This is a genomic window from Paenibacillus peoriae, assembly GCF_022531965.1.
GTDB lineage: Bacteria > Bacillota > Bacilli > Paenibacillales > Paenibacillaceae > Paenibacillus > Paenibacillus polymyxa_D.
Genome location: NZ_CP092831.1, coordinates 53452 through 73348 on the forward strand (window position 1 = coordinate 53452; position 19897 = coordinate 73348).

Genomic DNA, 19897 nt, shown 5'->3' on the forward strand with positions numbered 1-19897 from the left:
GGCTGTGGGCGATAAATCCGGTTATCGTTATACATGTATTTTATGAGATTCGCAATTTTGATGAAGACGAGGAAGCATTCGTGCTGGAAAGCGAATGTTTTTTTTGTCGTGAGGACATAATCGTCCGACAAACTCCAACGGTTTTCCGTCTATCTTCTGTGCAAATCGCTAGTCTTGGTCATAGTGATGGACGACATAGAGAGGTCAAGCAAGGAGTTAAGAGACGCAACTTCCATCTGCTTCCATACGGGCGTAGCTTGATGTTCAAGGTGATGCTCTGTCCTTTCGCGCAGAACGTTTTTTTGTCGGAAATTTCTTGGAATAAGACGTGAGGTTCTGACAAACTTTCTCAATCATTCCGGTTTAAGATGGGAACATCAAATTGATGAATGGGGTGCCTGACGCATGATGGAGAAATGGAACGTGGTACATTTTCCGGGGTTAAAATCTAGAAAGTCCAAATCCAAAGAGCGTACGGAAGGTTGGTCTTCCAGACTCAGAAAACGGCTGGATTCACATAAAGTGGTGCAATGGGTAACAGCGCAAAGATGGATGCTGCTATTGTCGGCTATGGGAGTTCTACTGGGACGCGCCACTATTTTGGACGAGCTTTCTCCTTTTGCCCTCGCTTATTTTGCGGTCATAACGTTCCTTCGGCGTGACCTGATGCTGCCTGTAGCTGTATCCGTTGTGTTAGGCAGCCTGTTAGCTCCTTACCCATCGTTATTTATGATTGGTGGTGAGCTACTGGTATTTTATTTCCTGTATCGCGGGTTACGAACCTTCGATCGTCTGGAACTATCCTATGCTCCGCTTATGGTTTTCTTGTCTGTGTTTATGGTCAATTTATTTAACGCCGTGATGGCTCCAACTTTCACATGGTATGAACTTATCATTGTGGGAACGGATGCGGTTCTCAGCTTTATGCTTACGCTGGTATTTACACAGGCCATACCGTTGTTTACTTACCGCAAGAAGACAAGCCAGCTCAAAAATGAGGAAATTTTATGTCTTATTATATTATTAGCCTCTGTGATGACGGGAGCAGTAGGATGGACTGTTCATTCATTGTCTGTCGATCATGTATTGTCGCGATATTTGGTCTTGGTGTTTGCTTTGGTGGGAGGTGCTTCGCTGGGTGCATCGGTCGGTGTAATTACCGGTTTAATTTTAAGCTTGGCCAATATGTCTGCAATTGTGCAGATGAGTTTACTCGCTTTTGCAGGTTTGCTGGCAGGGATGCTGCGTGAAGGGAAAAAAGGTGCTGTTGCGCTTGGGATGCTGCTAGGCTCCTCCATTCTGACGATCTATTTGGATGGGACCGGGGACGTGCTGACGTCAACCTGGGAGAGCTGTGCGGCGATTCTATTATTTTTAATGACCCCAAAAAGTTTCTTTAAAGCGGTTTCTACCTATGTTCCCGGTACGCAGGACCATGCTAAATCTCAGCATGAATATGCCAAAAGGGTTCGCGATCTCACCGCAGAGCGGGTAACGAAGTTTTCCCGTGTATTCAGTCAGTTATCCCGCAGCTTTCACCAGATATCTGCGAGTGAGAGTACGAAGTCGGACGGAGAAATCGAACATTTTATGAATGCGGTGGCCGAAGGGACATGTGCCTCCTGCTTCAAGTGTGAGCAGTGCTGGGACGGCAAGTTTATGCAAACCCATCAGTATATGACGGAAATGATGAGCGCCATTGAGGATAACCCGGATTTGGAGCCGGAGCAGATACCCCCGCAATGGAGCAAGGCATGTGCTAAAACGGGCGCTGTCCTGCAAGTGATGAAGCAGCAGTATAGCCTCTACCAACATAATATGCAGTGGAAGCGCCAAGTATACGATAGTCGTCAGCTTGTTGCTGACCAGCTATCGGGTGTATCACAAATTATGGAGGATTTAGCGCGAGAAATTCAGCGGGAAGGGCAGACCATGCATCGGCAGGAGGAGCAAATACGAGAGGCTCTTGATAGACTGGGATTGTCCATCCAATCTATTGAGATTATTAACCTGGATGCAGGTCAGGTAGAAATAGAGATTGTCCATGCCTATACAAGGGGATTTGATGAATGTCGGAAAATCATTGCTCCACTGCTGTCGGACATACTGGACGAGCATATAGCTGTGATGCGCGAAACGGAGGCAGATCGCCGCCAAGGCTTAGCTACAGTCATGTTCGGTTCTGCTAAAACGTATGAGATTGCTACAGGGGTAGCTAGCGCCGCCAAAGGAGGCGATTTTTTCTCAGGAGATAGCTACAGCATGATGGAGCTAGGGAACGGGACTTTTGCAGTCTCGTTAAGCGATGGTATGGGGAACGGAGAGCGCGCGCAGCAAGAGAGCAGTGCAGCACTTAACATTTTAGAGGAATTACTGCAATCGGGTATGGACGAAAAATTGGCGATCAAGTCGGTTAACTCTGTCCTGATGCTGCGATCACCTGAGGAAATGTATGCTACGGTCGATATGGCGCTGATTGATCAGTATACGGCCCAGACAACCTTTATGAAAATTGGGTCTACGCCAAGCTTTATTAAAAGAGGAGAGGAGGTCATTCCCGTATCTGCCAGCAATTTGCCGATTGGCATTATACAGGATATTGAAATTGATTTGGTATCCCTGCAGCTCCAGCCGGGTGATATTCTCATTATGATTACAGACGGTATATACGACTCACCGGGGTACGCGGTTAATAAGGAAATATGGATGAAACGCATGATTCAGGAGATTGAAAGCGAAGATCCTCAGCAGTTGGCCGACTGTTTGCTAGAACGGGTTATTCGATACCAACAAAATCAAATCTATGACGATATGACAGTAGTCGTTAGTAAAATAGATCACTTCCGCCCAGAATGGGCAACTCTCCATGTACCTGGCATGAGGTGGTTGGAACGTCCACGGACGGTGAGCTAATCCGACATTGCCCGGGAAATTCCTTATTCGCTTTTTAAAAATCCGCATCCTTCGTTTGAATCGTTCCGGATTAGGCAAAGATAGAATCTATCGGAATAGATTAAGAGGAAGCGGAGGCCAAAAAACGATGAAGCAAATTTTGATCATAACAGACGGGTGCTCAAATGTAGGTGTTAGTCCAGTCATGGCGGCTGCCCAAGCTCTACGGGAAGGTATTACAGTGAATGTCGCCGGAGTCATAGATTATGGAACTATTGGCGAGCTTGGCAGCGCGGAGATTCAAGAAATTGCTAAAGCAGGGGGAGGGTTTAGCCAAATCGTTGGGACGAAGCAGTTGGCACAGACCATGCAGATGATGACGCGCAAAACGGTGGTTCAAACCATTCAGCAGGCGGTTAATAGAGAGTTAACGCACATTTTGGGCGAGGGTGGCGCCAAACATATCGGTGAACTTCCTCCGGCAAAACGAGCCCAAGTAGTTGAGGTGATGGACGAGCTGACAGAAACAAGCACCCTGGAGATTGCCTTGCTCATTGATGCAAGTGCGAGCATGAAGCCCAAGCTGCCTGCTGTAGAGGACAGCATTCGCGATTTGCTGCTCAGCTTGCAGTCGAGAAGCGGACACAGCCGTCTATCGGTATTTCATTTTCCGGGCGGCAAAATGGGAGAAGACGCAGTCATGGATATCGGTTGGACCTCTGAGCTTAACCAGATCAAATCGATATTTGGACGCTTGCGGATGAAAGGGGCGACGCCGACAGGTCCTGCCATTTTACAAGTGATTGATTATTACCGATATGTTACACTAGGGGAACAGAAAGATCTGGAAGAATCCTATGGCAAAGGAGAAGGGATGCTCGGTGACTACGTCGTCTGATCCCGTTCTTGCACCCGGAACGGTCATCAAGGGCAAGTGGAAGCGGAGCAGCTATGTCATCCAGCGCTTGCTGGGCCGGGGAGCGAACGGAACTGTATATTTGGTAAAAGAAGCACAGGCCGATCGGCAATTTGCTCTGAAAATGGGGAAGAACACGCTTGATCTGCAATCGGAGATTAATGTGCTGACCACATTGCAGTCTCAGGGCACTCAGGCCGCCCTCCAGCGAAATGGAAATCCTTCCTTTTTGTTTGAGGTGGATGATGTAGTGTTACGCAGCGGAGAGATACCCTTTTATGTTATGCGGTACGTTAAGGGTGATCCACTTCATCGCTTTGTGGCAGCCAAAGGGCCGGAATGGTATGGCGTGGCTGGAACCGGTATACTGAATCGTCTGGCGGATCTCCATCAGGCAGGGTGGGTGTTTGGCGACCTGAAGCCGCAGAATATTTTGGTCAATGCCTATGGAGAGGCTGAATTAATTGACTACGGTGGGGTGTCTCTTGCTGGCCGGAGTGTTAAACAATTTACAGAATGGTATGACAGGGGATTTTGGAATGCTGGCAGCCGAAATGCCGATTCCCAGTATGACCTGTTTGCCTTCGCTCTTCTAACGATTCATATATTGGAGAGCGAATCGTTAAAGGCGGCTGCCAGCAGGCTGCCACAGTTGCGTAATACGGCAGAATTGACGGTCATCATTCGCCGCAGCCGTGTATTACGCCCCTATGCCGAATGGCTACTGGGTGCAGTGCGTGGAGAATATTCCGATACTCGTGCAGCGGCCCGATCTTGGTCACGTTTGGCTTCCGCACATGTCAGGCAATCGTCGGTCAAAAGAGGGAATCCACGCTGGCTGGGATATGCTTTCACGGTATCGCTTTTGCTGCTTGCCGGAGCGCTCTGGATTGCGTTAAGGTAGCAGCATGACTTACATAAGATAACAGATGATCATCATTTTTACGGTAGGGAGAAAAGAGGGTCGGGAATGGGAACAACAAAACCGACCGGTGTTGTACAGGAAGTGCTCGCCTTGGCGCGAGATCATTCACTGTGGAGCCCCGGAGACCGCATTGTGGTTGCTGTATCCGGTGGGCCGGATTCGGTGGCCCTTTTGCACATTTTACATGAAATATCCGTTATACATATGCCTTTACAACTCGTCTGCGCTCACGTTCATCATGGATTCAGACCAGAGGAATCGGATGCGGAGGCTGAAGTGGTACGCAATATTGCCCGAAAGCTTGAACTTCCATTTGAAATGAATCGGGTCGATGTACCCGCTTATATGAAGGAGAGTGGTAAGGGACCACAGGAAGCAGCACGCGAGCTGCGCTACAGCTTTTTACATGATATGGCTACAAAGTGGGAAGCACAGCATATTGCAATGGCTCACCACGGCGACGATCAAGCCGAAACAGTTCTTTTGCACTTGCTGCGTGGTAGCGGCCCAGCAGGTTTGGCGGGTATGCGTTTGGCACGCAATGAAAAAAATGTGCAACTCATTCGCCCGCTGCTACGTATGTACAAGGCTGACCTGATTGAGTTTTGTAACTTGTATGGTCTTTCCTACGTGATAGACAGCACTAATTTATCGTCCAAATACCGCCGTAACGCCATCCGCATGGATGTGCTTCCTTTTTTGGGGCAATATAATGAGCGACTGACACCATCCCTGAACCGGCTGGCCGAAACGATGGCTGACGAAAATGACTTTATGGAGGCATCTACGCTGTCAGCATACGAGAAAATGGTGAGCTTGGATAATGGCAGGTACATGTTTCCCATCGCTTCATACCGTAAGCTACCCGTTGCTTTACAACGGAGGTTGATTAAACTAATATTAAATTATCTGCCTTCGGACAGTGAAAATTTTGATTTTCGTAAAATTGAGACCGTTCGACTAAGACTTCTCCAAGAGGCATCGTCTACATGGAGTTTGGATTTGGGAGGCGGTGCGGTTGGAGTCCGCGAATATGACCAAGCGGTTTTGTTTGACCGTACGCAAGTCGTTATGGGCGAATGGTGCTATGGACTAAGTGTATTGCCTATTTCCGGTGAGCTAGAGTTGCCTGAAGCGGGTGGTATACTCCGGTGGCGAAGGGCTTCCTATTTGGATGGGGATCATCCGGCCAATAAGGAGGAAGCGTGGTTCGACGCAGATCAATTGAGTCTGCCTTTGACTGTACGCTCGCGATTACCTGGAGATACCATGTATGTAATGGGATTAAACGGAAGAAAAAAGGTTAAAGATATTTTTATTAATGAAAAAATACCTCCTTCAATGCGTTCCGTTATTCCCATCGTCTGCGACCACTCTGGAGCTATTCTCTGGATTCCGGGCGTACGACGTTCTGTACATGCCGCGGTGCAAGAGCACACGTCTTCGGTTATATATATGTCATGGCAAAGACGAGAGAGTCCGGGGCACCGGTAATTGCACAGGAACGGCTTTCATAGTATAAACTTAGGAGGTTTACACCGTTGCAAAATGATATTCAGGAAATATTGATCAGCGAAGAAGAAATTCAGAGTAAAATTAAGGAATTGGGTGCACAGCTCAGCGTAAAATATGAAGGGAAAAATCCATTGGTGATTTGCGTACTGAAAGGTGCGTTTATCTTTATGGCTGATTTGGTTAAATCCATTACAGTGCCATTGGAGCTTGATTTCATGGCTGTATCAAGTTATGGAGCGTCCACAAAATCCTCAGGTATCATCAAAATCATTAAGGATTTGGACGCATCTGTGGAAGGACGCGACGTTCTGATTGTCGAAGATATTATCGACAGCGGCCTGACGCTGACACATTTGATTGAACTGCTCAAGAATCGTAATGCCAATTCGGTATGTGTCGTAACCTTGTTCGACAAGCCTGCACGCCGGACGGTTAATCTTGAAGCAGATTATACTGGATTTACGCTTCCAGATGCGTTTGTTGTCGGCTATGGTCTGGACTATGCCGAGCACTACCGGAACCTCCCATACATAGGGATTTTGAAGCCGGAAATCTATACCAGCTAATCTCAGCCTCCAGTCCTAGGACTAAATAAGGCCCTTTGTTGAGAAGGACTTACAGGCTATGGTAAAATAACTTAAGTGTCTCGAGAGGAGGTAGGGGATGAATCGGTTCATCCGGAATTCTGGTTTTTATTTGATTCTTTTTTTAGTTGTGGTGGGTATCGTTCAGTTTGTTAGTAACAGTAACGAAGCCTCCGATCTCCCTAGATATGACCAATTACGGCAAGAGGTTAAAGCTAATAACATCTCTAAAGTAACGGTCCAATTTGACGGTTACGCCTATCTTGTAACCGGTGCATATAAGAAGCAGCCGGCTAATGCTAAATCGACCAATTTTTCCGTATATGTTCCACCAACGGATCAAGCACTAAGTGAACTGGTAAATGCCAGCGAAACGAACGGGTTTGAATATGTACAGAAGAAAATGGAAGGCGAAAGCATCTGGCTGACGTTTTTGACTTCTATCATTCCTTTGGTGATCATGTTCCTGTTGTTCTTCTTCCTGTTTAATCAGGCACAGGGCGGTGGCGGCAAAGTTATGAACTTCGGCAAGAGCAAAGCCCGTCTGTATAACGAAGAGAAGAAGAAGGTTACGTTCGAGGACGTGGCAGGGGCTGACGAAGAGAAGCAGGAGCTTGTCGAAGTCGTAGAATTCTTGAAGGACCCACGCAAGTTTGCAGCTGTGGGCGCTCGTATCCCGAAAGGTGTTCTGTTAGTGGGCCCTCCAGGTACGGGTAAAACACTCTTGGCAAGAGCTGTTGCAGGCGAGGCTGGAGTACCGTTTTTCAGTATCTCAGGTTCTGATTTTGTAGAAATGTTTGTCGGGGTCGGTGCTTCCCGTGTTCGCGATTTGTTCGAGAACGCTAAGAAGAACGCACCTTGTATCATTTTCATTGATGAGATTGATGCCGTTGGACGTCAACGTGGCGCTGGATTGGGTGGCGGACATGATGAACGTGAGCAGACGCTCAACCAATTGCTCGTAGAAATGGATGGATTCGGCGCAAACGAAGGTATTATCATCGTAGCTGCTACAAACCGTCCGGATATTCTAGACCCGGCGTTGCTTCGTCCAGGACGTTTTGACCGGCAAATTACGGTTGACCGTCCAGATGTTAAAGGCCGTGAAGCAGTATTGTATGTACATGCTCGCAACAAGCCGTTAACGAAGGATGTTAAATTGGACGTAATTGCGAAACGTACAACAGGCTTTACAGGCGCTGATCTCGAAAATCTGTTGAACGAAGCTGCCTTGTTGGCGGCTCGTCGTAACCGCAGGGATATTTCGATGCGAGAAGTAGATGAAGCCATCGACCGTGTTATCGTAGGTACAGAAAAACGCAGCCGCGTAATCAGTGACCGCGAGAAACGAATTGTTGCTTATCATGAAGCAGGCCATACGATTATTGGTTTCTTCTTGGAAAATGCCGACATGGTTCACAAGGTAACGATTATTCCACGTGGACGTGCAGGCGGATATGTCATTATGCTTCCGAAGGAAGACCGCATGCTGACAACCAAGCAGGAATTGCTGGACAAAATCACTGGATTGTTGGGTGGACGCGTATCCGAGGAACTGTTCATTGGTGAGATCGGAACAGGAGCCTATAGCGACTTCCAACAAGCAACAAGCATTGCACGCAGCATGATCGTAGAATATGGTATGAGTGAGAAACTTGGTCCGATGCAGTTCGGTACTTCACAAGGCCAAGTATTCCTTGGACGCGATATCGGTCATGAGCAGAACTACAGTGATCAGATCGCTTATCAGATTGACCAGGAGATGAATCGTTTCATCACTGAATCTTATGAGCGTGCTAGAGAACTCCTGACCAAGTATTCCAAAGAGGTTCATTTGATTGCTCAAACCTTGCTGGTAGAAGAAACCTTGGAACTTGAACAAATCAAACGTTTGATTGAGACAGGTTCTTTGGATGGTGGCACGACTGAGGGAGAAGGAACACCGGAAAACGGTGAGCCTGTGATCGACAACATTGGAGACGTCCGTGTACGTATTCAAGGTAAGGATGAAGAGCCTAAGAATACAACAGATCAACCGAATGATATCCCTAATCTGCAAAAGCCAGAGGATGACAACAATTCGGGCAACTCCGGTGGTACTCCACCGACAACAACCTAATCATTCAATGGATAGTTGAATAAGCTTATATGCAAGCTCCGGGGAACCAGGTATTATTGGTTTTCCGGAGCTTTTTAAATGGAAGATTATTGCTAACGTGATTTGACAGACACCGGAACGTTGTGTACATTTATTGTTAAATAAACGGCTGTCGTCTTCTTAGCTTATAAAAGCCAACAGCTGCTGCAATCGACTTTCTATTATTTTGAACATATACGTGAGCGCATACTGTAGAACCTATGGTGTGCGCTATTCTTCTGTGAAATCAGGTGAAGTCATGATTCCAAGATATCTAGTTGATTTTGATGTAGCGGAATTGACCCGATTGGAAGCCGACGTGTTAATTATCGGCTCGGGCATTGCGGGCTTATATACAGCCATTAAGGCTGCAGAGAATCGGAAAGTGTTGCTGATCACCAAGAAGACTTTGATGGAAAGCAACACACGTTATGCTCAAGGCGGCATTGCTGCTGTCACATCGGATGAGGATACACCTGCTTATCATATGCAGGACACCCTGATTGCTGGTGCAGGTTTGTGCGAACCAGAGGCGGTCAGAACGCTTGTCCATGAAGGTCCAGGTGGTATTCAAGAGTTAATACGTATGGGAACGGCTTTTGATCGTGTGGATGGTGAACTAGCATTGACACGGGAAGGAGCGCATAGCCATCGGCGTATTTTGCATGCGAATGGGGACGCTACGGGTTATGAAATTGTTCGTGCGTTGTCAAAGCAGGTTGCTGCTCATCCCGGTATCGAAGTGTGGGAAGAGTGCATGGTCGTCGACCTGCTGACTGAGCATGGTGAGTGTATTGGGGCCCTCGTCCAAAAGCCAGGTGGGGAAAGGTCGTATATCACTGCTAATGCAACGATTTTGTGCTCAGGAGGTAGCGGGCAATTATACCGTTATACGACTAACCCGGATATTGCAACCGGGGATGGTATTGCTATGGCGTATCGTGCTGGGGCGATTGTCCGGGATATGGAATTCATACAGTTTCATCCTACGGCGTTGTGCCATCCGGGCGCTCCAAGGTTTCTAATTTCCGAAGCTGTACGGGGAGAAGGAGCCGTGTTACGCAATATTCACGGAGAACGCTTCATGGACAAGTATGATTCACGGCAGGAGCTTGCACCCAGAGATATCGTAGCTCGTGCTATCATTCATGAGATGGAACGCACCCAAGCTGCGTTTGTATACTTGGATATTACGCATGAGCCGCCTGAGCGGGTGAAGCGACGTTTTCCAACCATTTATCGGACATGTCTGTCATTTGGTTTGGATATGACGACAGACTGGATTCCCATTGCGCCTGCTGCCCATTATATGATGGGTGGTGTTCAGACCAATTTACACGGGGAAAGCTCCATTGCGCGTTTATTCGCCTGCGGGGAGACCTCTTCTACAGGTGTTCACGGAGCTAATCGTCTTGCGAGCAATTCATTATCTGAAGCTATTGTATTCGCCAGTAGGATTATTGAGCGACTGCATTCATTGCCACCGCTGGTCGGCCATACGTTGATATCTTATAGCGATAACCGCACAGAGTTCCCGGCTTCATCCGTCACGGAGCAACGGCTTAAGCTGCAAGAAGCAATGGTTCGTTATGCTGGAGTTCGTCGGCACGGCGAGGGGCTGCAAGCAGCATTAGATGAGCTGCAAGGGCAAATGCCTATTTTCGGGGCTGTGATCGCTAGCCGGGAAGAGATCGAATTTGCCAATTTGCTCACATGTGCTTTATTAGTAACAGATTGTGCGTTACTGCGTGAGGAGAGCCGGGGAGCGCATTATCGCGAGGATTTTCCTGAGACAGATGATAGCGCCTGGCGAAAGCATGTCCAGCAGCGACGTGATCAAGGGATAACGGAGGAGTACGTTCATGACATCTAACAGCGAGCTTTATGGAGAGTTTAGTGGATATCAGGAGGAACTGACGGCACAAATTCGCAGCTGGCTGCGAGAAGATACGGGCTCTGGCGATGTGACCACGCGCTGGACGATTGAGCAGGGCCACCAATCCAAGGCTGTCATTCATGCCAAGGAGAGCGGCGTAGTTGCGGGTTTACCCGTGGCTGCCCTTGTATTTCAGGTAGTGGACCCTTCCTTGTCGTTTACTCCGCTGGTGACCGATGGACAGTGGATTGAAAAGGGAAGCGTTTTGGCTGAAGTGAATGGAAGTACCCATGCGATTTTGACTGGAGAGCGACTGGCGTTAAATTTGCTACAACGAATGTCTGGCATTGCCACGCGGACTCGAGCTTTTATAGAACAATTGCATGGTTTGTCCACCCGCTTGGTGGATACACGCAAAACAACACCGGGACATCGGCTGCTGGAGAAGTATGCTGTTCGTGTAGGCGGTGGCTCGAATCATCGCTTTGGCCTGTACGATGCTGTTATGATTAAGGATAATCATATTAAGGGCGCAGGTGGGATTGAACAAGCTGTGAGTCGAGCGCGCGCTAATATACCGCATACGATGACGATTGAAGTAGAGACGGAAAACATGAAACAAGTGCAGGAAGCCCTGGAAGCTGGGGCGGATATCATTATGCTGGATAACATGTCTGCCCCAGATATGAAGGAAGCCGTTCGGTTCATTCGGGAACGGGCACCACATGTCAAAACAGAAGCCTCGGGCAATGTATCGCTGGATACAGTGCGTGAGATGGCTGAGAGTGGCGTAGATGTGATTTCTGTAGGCAGGCTGACATACTCTTTTCATAGTCTGGATATCAGCCTTGACCTTAACGCAAAGAAAGATAGGTGACACCCATTGATTCTTGTAGTGGATGTAGGTAATACCAATATTGTTCTGGGGATGTACGAAGGGCGGGAGCTGTTGCACCATTACCGGATAAGCACCTCCAGACAGGCAACCGCAGATGAATACGGCGTACTCATACATAATCTTTTTAGTATGGGTGGCGTATTAAAGGATGACATCCAAGGAGTTATTATTTCCTCTGTCGTTCCGCCATTGGTCCGTGTATTAGAAGAAATGTGCGATAAATACATAGGCAAAACGCCGTTAATCGTCGGACCGGGAATCAAGACCGGTCTTAACCTGCGTTATGAGAATCCGCGTGAAGTAGGTGCGGATCGGATCGTGAACGCTGTTGCGGCTGTCGAACGGTTCGGCGGGCCGCTGGTTGTGGTGGATTTTGGAACCGCGACGACGTTTGATTGTATTGACGATAAGGGAAACTACCTGGGTGGTGTAATTGTACCGGGTATCGGGATTTCGACAGAGGCACTGTATCAACGGGCTTCCAAGCTGCCCCGCATCGAGTTGGAGAAACCCAAAAAGGTTATTGGTCGTAATACGGTTCATGCCATGCAAGCTGGGATTATCTTCGGTTATGCTGGGCAAGTGGATGGCATTGTGAGGCGCATTAAGGAAGAAATGCAGGCGGAGCCTACGGTTATTGCTACCGGAGGTCTTGCAGAGCTAATCGCATCAGAGACAGAGAGCATTCAGAAAGTGTTGCCGATGTTGACGCTCGAAGGATTACGTATCATTTACCAACGTAACGCTGAATAAAAAAGTGGATATAAGCTGCCGCTGCGTCCAACCGATGATCTTATCGGTTTGGATTAGCGGCGTTTTTCGTCTATACTGAAATATGTTACGTTTTTGAACAATTCGCGTGATCTGTCGATGCAGGTTGTTTATATAGTAGGAAATTATGCTTCAATGATGAGCAATACTAACGAAAATAAGCAGCATAGCTGTCCTGGAGAATAGGGGAGGATATCAATATGGAAAATAAGCAGGATCGACTTATTCGTGGCACAGCCATGGATGGGAGGGTTAGAGCTTTTGCTGTTCGGACAACTCAATTGGTAGAGGAATTGCGGAGAAGACATGATACGTATCCAACGGCTACCGCTGCTTTGGGGCGAACCCTCACAGCAGGAGCTATTATGGGTTCTATGCTAAAAGGCAAAGAGCGATTAACCATTCAAGTTAAAGGTGATGGACCGATTGGGCAAATCGTCGTTGATGCCAATGCTGTAGGGGAAGTGCGAGGTTATGTTACTGAACCACATGTGCATTTGCCGAGCAATAGTATGGGCAAACTGGATGTAGCGGGTGCTGTAGGTACAGAGGGGTTCATTCATATCATCAAGGATTTGGGGTTAAAAGAACCGTATCGCGGCAGTACTCCGATTATTTCCGGTGAACTGGGTGAGGACTTTACCTATTATTTTGCCAAATCGGAGCAGACCCCGTCAGCGGTGGGCTTGGGTGTGCTGGTAGATACTGATAACTCGGTTATTGTGGCCGGTGGATTTATTATTCAATTGCTTCCAGGCTTGAATGATGATGAGATAACTGCGATCGAAAATGCAGTCAGCTCCATTCCGCCCGTTACCGCTTTGCTGGATCAAGGGTTGGAACTTGATGAAATGCTGCGCTGGATGTTGCCGGACGTTCGGATTCTCGATGAATTGGATATCCATTTTCAATGTGAGTGTTCACGTGAGCGCGTGGAAAAAACATTGATCAGTTTGGGAGAAAGCGAATTAGAGCAGTTAATTGAGGAAGAAGGACAGGCTGAGGTCGTATGTCACTTTTGTAATGAGGCTTATCAGTTTAATAAAGATGAGCTGCAAAATCTGTTAGATCAAGCCAAAGCCTAACCGGATGGGCGGTGCAAGCGATGACTACACGGGAAAAGGGATTATGGACAGCTGTCATTATTCTGACCGTTAGCGTCGCCGCCTTGGGTGGTCTTATCATGCTTCGGGGGCTGTCAAAGCCGGGTGATGTAAGCAAGGATGACGGCGATCATACTGTGGCGGAGATGGGTCAGGAAGGCATATCGGAGGAACAGTGGGTAGCGGAACTGAAAAAGCGATATGGAACCAATACGCTGTTGCAAATGTTGAATCGTAAAGCCGTGCAGGCTGAAACCAAGCGTCTCGGTATCAAGATCACCCAAGAGGACTTACAGCAGGTGCTGGAGCAGGATAGTAAAGGGTATGAATCAGATCATACCTACTTTGATGAAATGCAGCGACAGTTTGGCTTAGATCCGGTTGACTTGCGGAATGAAGCGGAATACCGGATTGGTTTGGAGAAAATAGCTACGCAGGGTATTCAAGTTCGGGAAGCTGAGATTGACGAGTATTGGGAGCAGCATCCCGAGGAATTTGCCGTCGGTAAGCAGATCCAATTGGCAGCTCTTTATGTGGATAATGCGGAGGAGGCAGAAGCGCTGCTAGACCGGGTTAAGCAGGGGGAGAGCTTCGATGTGCTGATTCAAGAGCATTCACGTAAGCCTTTCGACAAAGATAGCAGTGGACAGCTGGGATGGGTGGATGAATATGATCCATTTCAACCGGAGGCGATTATGAAGGCGGCGAGAGAGCTAAGCTCTGGGGATGTTGCGGGTCCAATCTCTGTTAACGATGGCTATGCTGTCATTTATGTACAGGATGTCCGGTTGAAGAATTCTCCGGATAAGCAGCAGATCCGGCAGCAAATTCGTCGATCTCTTGCGCTTGCACAAGCCGCTCCTTTGGAAGAGGTTGAGAAGAGTCTGCGTGATAAGTATGGAGCGCGTATTTTATCTGAAAAGAATGCATCCTCCGCTTCTCTGTAACGTAGTGAAAGAATATTGGTTTGAAGGAAGCGCGATGCTGATAACGCGGGTTGACAGCATCGCAGCTTACTCACTTGTATTGACATTGGAATTGAAGATTGTTATGATTAGCGTATAAAACCCACTATTTTTATCGGAAATTAAATGAACGGTACAAAATTAAATTGATTGACTAAGAATGATCTACAATATGATTTCGCATTTTTTAATATATCATCTACAGTCAGGGAGGAATTATCATGGCTAAAGTTGTTAATAACATCACCGAACTTATCGGGGAAACCCCCCTTGTTCGCCTCAACCGGATCGTACCGGAAGATAGCGCCGAAATCTATTTGAAACTGGAATATCAGAACCCAGGCTCCAGTGTAAAAGACCGTATTGCGATTAGTATGGTAGAAGAAGCTGAACGTGAAGGTCTGCTTAAGCCAGGCGGTACCATTATTGAAGCAACTAGCGGTAACACAGGAATCGGCTTGGCTATGGTTGCTGCTGCGAAGGGCTATAAGGCAGTCATCGTTATGCCAGAAACGATGAGCATAGAGCGTCGTAATTTGTTGCGCGCTTATGGAGCCGAACTTGTGTTAACACCAGGATCAGAAGGCATGAACGGGTCCGTTAAGAAAATGGAAGAATTGCTGAGTGAAAATCCGGATTATTTTGCTGCTGAGCAGTTCAAGAACAAAGCTAATATCAAAATTCACCGTGAAACGACCGGTCCTGAGATTGTGGAAGCCATTCATTCCATTGGCGGAACTCTGGACGCTTTTATAGCGGGAATAGGTACTGGCGGAACCATTTCTGGAGCCGGTGAAGTGCTTAAGAAAGAATTCCCTGATATTAAAGTTGTGGCCGTAGAACCTGCCTCTTCCCCGCTGTTAGCAGGCGGTAAGCCAGGACCCCACAAGATCCAAGGGTTGGGTGCCAACTTTATTCCTGAAATTTTAAACCGTGATATCTATGATGAAATTATTCATGTAGAAAACGACGAAGCTTTCGAGGTAGCACGTAGAGTGGCCAAGGAAGAGGGCATTTTGTCCGGTATTTCATCTGGCGCGGCTGTCCATGCGGCTTTGAAACTTGCTAAGCAATTGGGCAAGGGTAAACGGATCGTTGTCATTATTCCAAGTAATGGAGAACGTTACCTGAGTACACCACTGTACAATTTCGAGCTGTAATTATGTCGTAATTGTGTATACTATACGTAAGGATTCCCTCATTTCCCTGTTGCAGGGGAGTGGGGGTTTCTTTTTAAGGAGAGAATGTAGACTTATTGAAAAGTTGGGAAGGGGAAGCACACACGGATGAAATCGACAGCTAGAGTGACGGAGGCGCAGTGGCAGGTTTGGCAGGAGGAAGGCTGGAGCATACTTCCCTATATCGCTGAGTACCCATTACCCGTGGGAGGGCTACCGTCATCGTGGCGGAAGGCTTGGGAGGATTCGTCGCCATATGCCTTTTTGCTGGAGAGCGCTAAAGGTGGGAGGTACACCTATCTGGCCTTAAATCCGGTTGCTGTATTGGAAGGCAAGGGAGAACATGCAGTTTGGACTGACTTGCAAAGTGGGAAGCATGGAGATATACATGGTCAACCTTTGAAAGTCATGAACAACTGGATCGCTCCTTACCGTGCACCGCGTGTACCTGGCATGCCCTTTTTCTCTGGAGGATTTGCGGGTTATCTTGGATACGATGTAGCTCGCTCGTTGGAGCGTTTGCCATCTCAAGCTGCAGACGATACGGGCATACCTGATTATGTATGGATGAGGGTGAATGAGTTATGGATTTATGATCACGAAAAATCCTGCATATATTGTGCTGTTCATATGCCCAATCCTGCCCGCTCCGGTGAATTCAGTAGCCAGACTGATTTGGCTAATGAGCTTATGGTGGATGAGACCATATCGATACTTGGCAAACTTTATGCCGAAGCGGTCCAACGTGCAGAACGCATGCTGACTCAGTGGAAGAACATCATACATGCGGGAGAGACTGATCCAGCTCATCCTCGCCGTTGTGCTCGGCTGTCCGAAAAAGGATTAGAGGCTGCTCATCAAGAATCTGAAGGTTGGACAGCGGCATTCAGCCAACAAGATTTTGAACAGGCCGTAAGACGTGTGCAGGAATATATTGCCCAAGGGGATGTATTCCAGGTTAACTTGTCGATTCGTCAGCAACGTACGCTTGCAGCCCTTCCTGAGAATATATATGAATGGCTTCGTCTGCTGAATCCATCCCCTTATATGGGTATGCTGCGTATGCCGGATTTACGGATCGTCAGTGGATCGCCAGAATTGTTGGTGAAGCTGGAGGATGGACGTGTGAGCGCCCGACCTATTGCAGGTACGAGAAGAAGGGGGCTAACACCGGATGAAGATGCCACTATGGCAGCAGAGCTTCTATCAAGCGAAAAAGAACGCGCCGAGCATATTATGCTCGTCGATCTGGAGCGTAACGATATCGGACGGATTGCCGAATACGGATCGGTGCATGTACCTGAACTGCTGACTGTCGAGTATTATTCGCACGTTATGCATTTGGTTTCTCAGGTGGAGGGGAAGTTAGCCTCAGGTCGTACAGCTATAGATGTAATTGCGGCTACTTTTCCAGGCGGAACCATTACCGGGGCACCCAAGGTGCGCACGATGGAAATCATCGAAGAATTAGAGCCTGTCCGGCGGGGGCCTTATACTGGGTCCCTTGGATGGATTGACTATAACGGTAATATGGAATTAAATATTATAATAAGAACACTAGCTGTTAAAGGCAGCACTGCCTATTTACAGACAGGTGCGGGGATCGTCATTGATTCAGACCCGTACAGGGAATATCGGGAATGTCGGAACAAGGCCAAAGCTGTCATGAAGGCGGTACAATGTGGTGAAGAAGAAGCCGCTTTGAGCAGAAGCGGTATCACAGGAGGGTGAGTCGTATGATTTTGGTGATTGATAATTATGATTCGTTTACGTACAATCTTGTTCAGTATTTGGGTGAACTTGGCGAAGAAGTAATCGTAAAACGGAACGATGAGATTGATGTGAAAGGCATAGAAGAGCTGGCACCAGAGCATATTTTGATCTCGCCGGGTCCATGCACGCCGAATGAGGCGGGGATATCACTGGATGTGATCAGCCATTTTAAAGGTCGCATTCCGATTTTTGGCGTTTGCCTCGGCCATCAGGCCATCGGACAGGCTTTTGGCGGTAAGGTTATCCGGGCTGAACGACTCATGCACGGTAAAACCTCACCGATTCTTCATCACAATACGTCAGTATTTGAAGGCCTGCCTTCTCCGTTCACAGCAACCCGGTATCACTCATTGCTGGTAGAGCGCGAGAGTCTACCTGAGTGTCTAGAGATTACCGCTGAAACCGCAGAAGGGGAAATTATGGGTTTGCGGCATAAAGAATTTGCCGTAGAAGGAGTTCAGTTCCATCCAGAATCCATTATTACGGATTACGGGCATCAGCTGTTACGCAATTTCCTAAAACGCAAGGTAGGCGTTTGATTCATGAAATATATCGGAGTCAACGGCGTCCTCACGGAAGCCGCAAAAGCCGTGGTTCACGTAAGTGATCACGGCTTTTTATACGGAATGGGCTTGTTTGAAACATTCCGCACCTACAAGGGCGCCCCATTCTTGCTGGATCGGCATCTGCATCGACTACAGGAAGGCTGCCGAATGCTCGGCATTCCTTTTCAACCTGATGAGGAGCAGCTTACGAAACACATCCAGCATCTGATGGTGGCAAATGGGTTGGATGAAGCCTACATCCGCTACACCGTATCAGCGGGTGAAGAGGTGCTAGGATTGCCGACGGGTGACTATACGCGTCCCAACCATATTTTGTTTGCCAAGCCGTTGCCCTCTACCAATACACAAATTGGGCAATCGACTTCCCCATCGGCGCTTCAGTTGTTGCGAATCCCCAGAAACACTCCAGAGGGTGAGGTTCGCTTGAAGTCGCTCCATTATATGAATAATATTCTTGCGAAACGGGAACTTCAGCAGTATGCCGAAGCTGTCCGTTATAAGGCTGAAGGAATGATGCTTACGGCCAATGGTTTCCTGGCAGAGGGAATGGTCAGCAATCTGTTCTTTGTGCGGAATAATACGCTGTATACACCTGACTTGTCTACAGGGATTCTGCCAGGCATTACGCGTGAATTCATTTTGGAGCTGGCGCATCTGCGAGACATTCCTTGTGAGCAGGGCCTGTACCGCTGGGACGAGTTGAAACAGGCTGATGAAATTTTTATGACCAACTCTATACAAGAAATACGGCCCGTGGATTTGTTGTTGGAGCCGGGAGGAACAACGAATCATTTTTCGGTTCCCTTGACGCAGCCCAGGTCCATAACAGCTTTGCTGTTGCACGATTATAGACAGAAAGCAGGGATCAAGTGAACATACCGACCCTTTATCAACGTAGTTACCGAATGGGGGATGCCGAGCTTACACTCGGACATTCCACACAGATCATGGGTATACTGAATGTGACCCCGGATTCATTTTCCGATGGAGGATTACATTATAACCCGGAGATTGCTGTTTTACATGCATTGAAGCTGGTGGAAGATGGAGCTGATATCATTGACATTGGCGGGGAGTCTACCCGTCCCGGTCATGATCCAGTAGGTGTGGAAGAGGAGCTGGCTCGGGTCATTCCGGTCGTCCAGGCCATCCATCGTATCGCACCGCACATTCCATTATCTGTAGATACTTACAAAGCTGAAGTAGCCAGAAAGGCACTCGAAGCTGGCGCACATATCATTAATGATGTGTGGGGGTTTAAGGCAGACCCTGATATGGCACGTGTAGCTTCGGAATTCGATTGCCCGGTCATTTTGATGCATAATCGTCATGACCATAACTATAGTGATTTGGTTTCTGATATGCTGTCCGATTTAAAAGAGAGTATCCGATTAGCGCTGGATGCGGGGGTACGTGAGGAACAGATCATTTTAGACCCAGGTATCGGTTTTGCCAAGGATTACGATGAAAATATTCATGCCATGACTTCTCTCGATAGATTGGGTCAGCTGGGCTTTCCGCTGTTATTGGCTACGTCGCGCAAAAGATTTATTCGTACAGCACTGGATTTGCCTGTGAATGATGTGGTGGAGGGCACGGCGGCTACTGTTGCTTTTGGCATTGCTCAAGGGTGCCAGATTGTGCGTGTACACGATGTGGCGCAAATCAAGCGCACCGTACGTATGTGTGATGCGATGGTGTACGGGTCTAAAAATGCACTGAGTTATGGTGGTTAGGAGACGCTTCATGAATGATTTGATCCTGTGATCGCTGTTGCAACGGGATTCTTTTGAATTGG

Annotated in this window: 16 protein-coding genes; all 16 read left to right on the forward strand. The window is 47.9% G+C overall.

What is annotated here, in order from left to right:
• Positions 1-405: 405 nt before the first annotated feature.
• Entirely contained in the window at positions 406-2913 is a 2508-nt protein-coding gene (gene spoIIE / locus MLD56_RS00260; protein ID WP_029514623.1) for a stage II sporulation protein E, read from the forward strand.
• A gap of 127 nt (positions 2914-3040) precedes the next feature.
• Complete coding sequence (locus tag MLD56_RS00265; RefSeq protein WP_029514624.1) at positions 3041-3790, forward strand: vWA domain-containing protein; 750 nt, start codon at positions 3041-3043, stop codon at positions 3788-3790.
• Positions 3774-4712 carry a protein kinase domain-containing protein gene (locus MLD56_RS00270; RefSeq protein ID WP_023986445.1) on the forward strand — a complete coding sequence of 313 codons (939 nt, stop codon included), beginning with the start codon at positions 3774-3776 and terminating at the stop codon, positions 4710-4712. The genes MLD56_RS00265 and MLD56_RS00270 overlap by 17 nt, the downstream gene beginning before the upstream one ends.
• Positions 4713-4778: 66 nt before the next feature.
• Positions 4779-6227 carry a tRNA lysidine(34) synthetase TilS gene (gene tilS, locus MLD56_RS00275; protein WP_241113448.1) on the forward strand — a complete coding sequence of 483 codons (1449 nt, stop codon included), beginning with the start codon at positions 4779-4781 and terminating at the stop codon, positions 6225-6227.
• Between the two features lie 47 nt (positions 6228-6274).
• Complete coding sequence (hpt, locus tag MLD56_RS00280; RefSeq protein WP_023986447.1) at positions 6275-6814, forward strand: hypoxanthine phosphoribosyltransferase; 540 nt, start codon at positions 6275-6277, stop codon at positions 6812-6814.
• 97 nt (positions 6815-6911) lie between these two features.
• Complete coding sequence (ftsH, locus tag MLD56_RS00285) at positions 6912-8951, forward strand: ATP-dependent zinc metalloprotease FtsH (protein WP_029514626.1); 2040 nt, start codon at positions 6912-6914, stop codon at positions 8949-8951.
• Between the two features lie 277 nt (positions 8952-9228).
• Positions 9229-10842: an L-aspartate oxidase gene (gene nadB / locus MLD56_RS00290; protein WP_029514627.1), complete on the forward strand. Its 1614-nt coding sequence runs from the start codon at positions 9229-9231 to the stop codon at positions 10840-10842.
• Positions 10832-11722, forward strand: coding sequence for a carboxylating nicotinate-nucleotide diphosphorylase (gene nadC / locus MLD56_RS00295; protein WP_029514628.1), 891 nt, complete (start codon positions 10832-10834; stop codon positions 11720-11722). Before nadB ends, nadC begins: the two co-directional genes overlap by 11 nt.
• A 6-nt stretch (positions 11723-11728) precedes the next feature.
• Positions 11729-12496, forward strand: a complete 768-nt coding sequence (locus MLD56_RS00300; RefSeq protein ID WP_013308148.1) for a type III pantothenate kinase — start codon at positions 11729-11731, stop codon at positions 12494-12496.
• A 218-nt stretch (positions 12497-12714) separates the two neighbouring features.
• Complete coding sequence (hslO, locus tag MLD56_RS00305) at positions 12715-13599, forward strand: Hsp33 family molecular chaperone HslO (RefSeq protein WP_025718327.1); 885 nt, start codon at positions 12715-12717, stop codon at positions 13597-13599.
• A gap of 20 nt (positions 13600-13619) precedes the next feature.
• Positions 13620-14564, forward strand: a complete 945-nt coding sequence (locus tag MLD56_RS00310; RefSeq protein ID WP_029514629.1) for a peptidyl-prolyl cis-trans isomerase — start codon at positions 13620-13622, stop codon at positions 14562-14564.
• A gap of 239 nt (positions 14565-14803) precedes the next feature.
• Positions 14804-15742 (forward strand): cysteine synthase A, encoded by a 939-nt coding sequence (gene cysK, locus MLD56_RS00315; protein ID WP_029514630.1) that lies wholly within the window; start codon positions 14804-14806, stop codon positions 15740-15742.
• A gap of 126 nt (positions 15743-15868) precedes the next feature.
• A complete protein-coding gene (locus MLD56_RS00320) occupies positions 15869-17491 on the forward strand; it encodes an anthranilate synthase component I family protein (protein ID WP_029514631.1) in 1623 nt (540 codons plus the stop codon).
• 5 nt (positions 17492-17496) lie between these two features.
• Positions 17497-18072 (forward strand): aminodeoxychorismate/anthranilate synthase component II, encoded by a 576-nt coding sequence (pabA, locus tag MLD56_RS00325; RefSeq protein WP_029514632.1) that lies wholly within the window; start codon positions 17497-17499, stop codon positions 18070-18072.
• A 3-nt stretch (positions 18073-18075) separates the two neighbouring features.
• The gene (locus MLD56_RS00330) at positions 18076-18972 is read left to right on the forward strand and encodes an aminotransferase class IV (protein WP_029514633.1); all 897 of its coding nucleotides are present in this window, start codon (positions 18076-18078) and stop codon (positions 18970-18972) included.
• On the forward strand, positions 18969-19835 hold the full coding sequence (folP, locus tag MLD56_RS00335) for a dihydropteroate synthase (protein ID WP_029514634.1): 867 nt from the start codon (positions 18969-18971) through the stop codon (positions 19833-19835). The genes MLD56_RS00330 and folP overlap by 4 nt, the downstream gene beginning before the upstream one ends.
• Positions 19836-19897 lie beyond the last annotated feature (62 nt).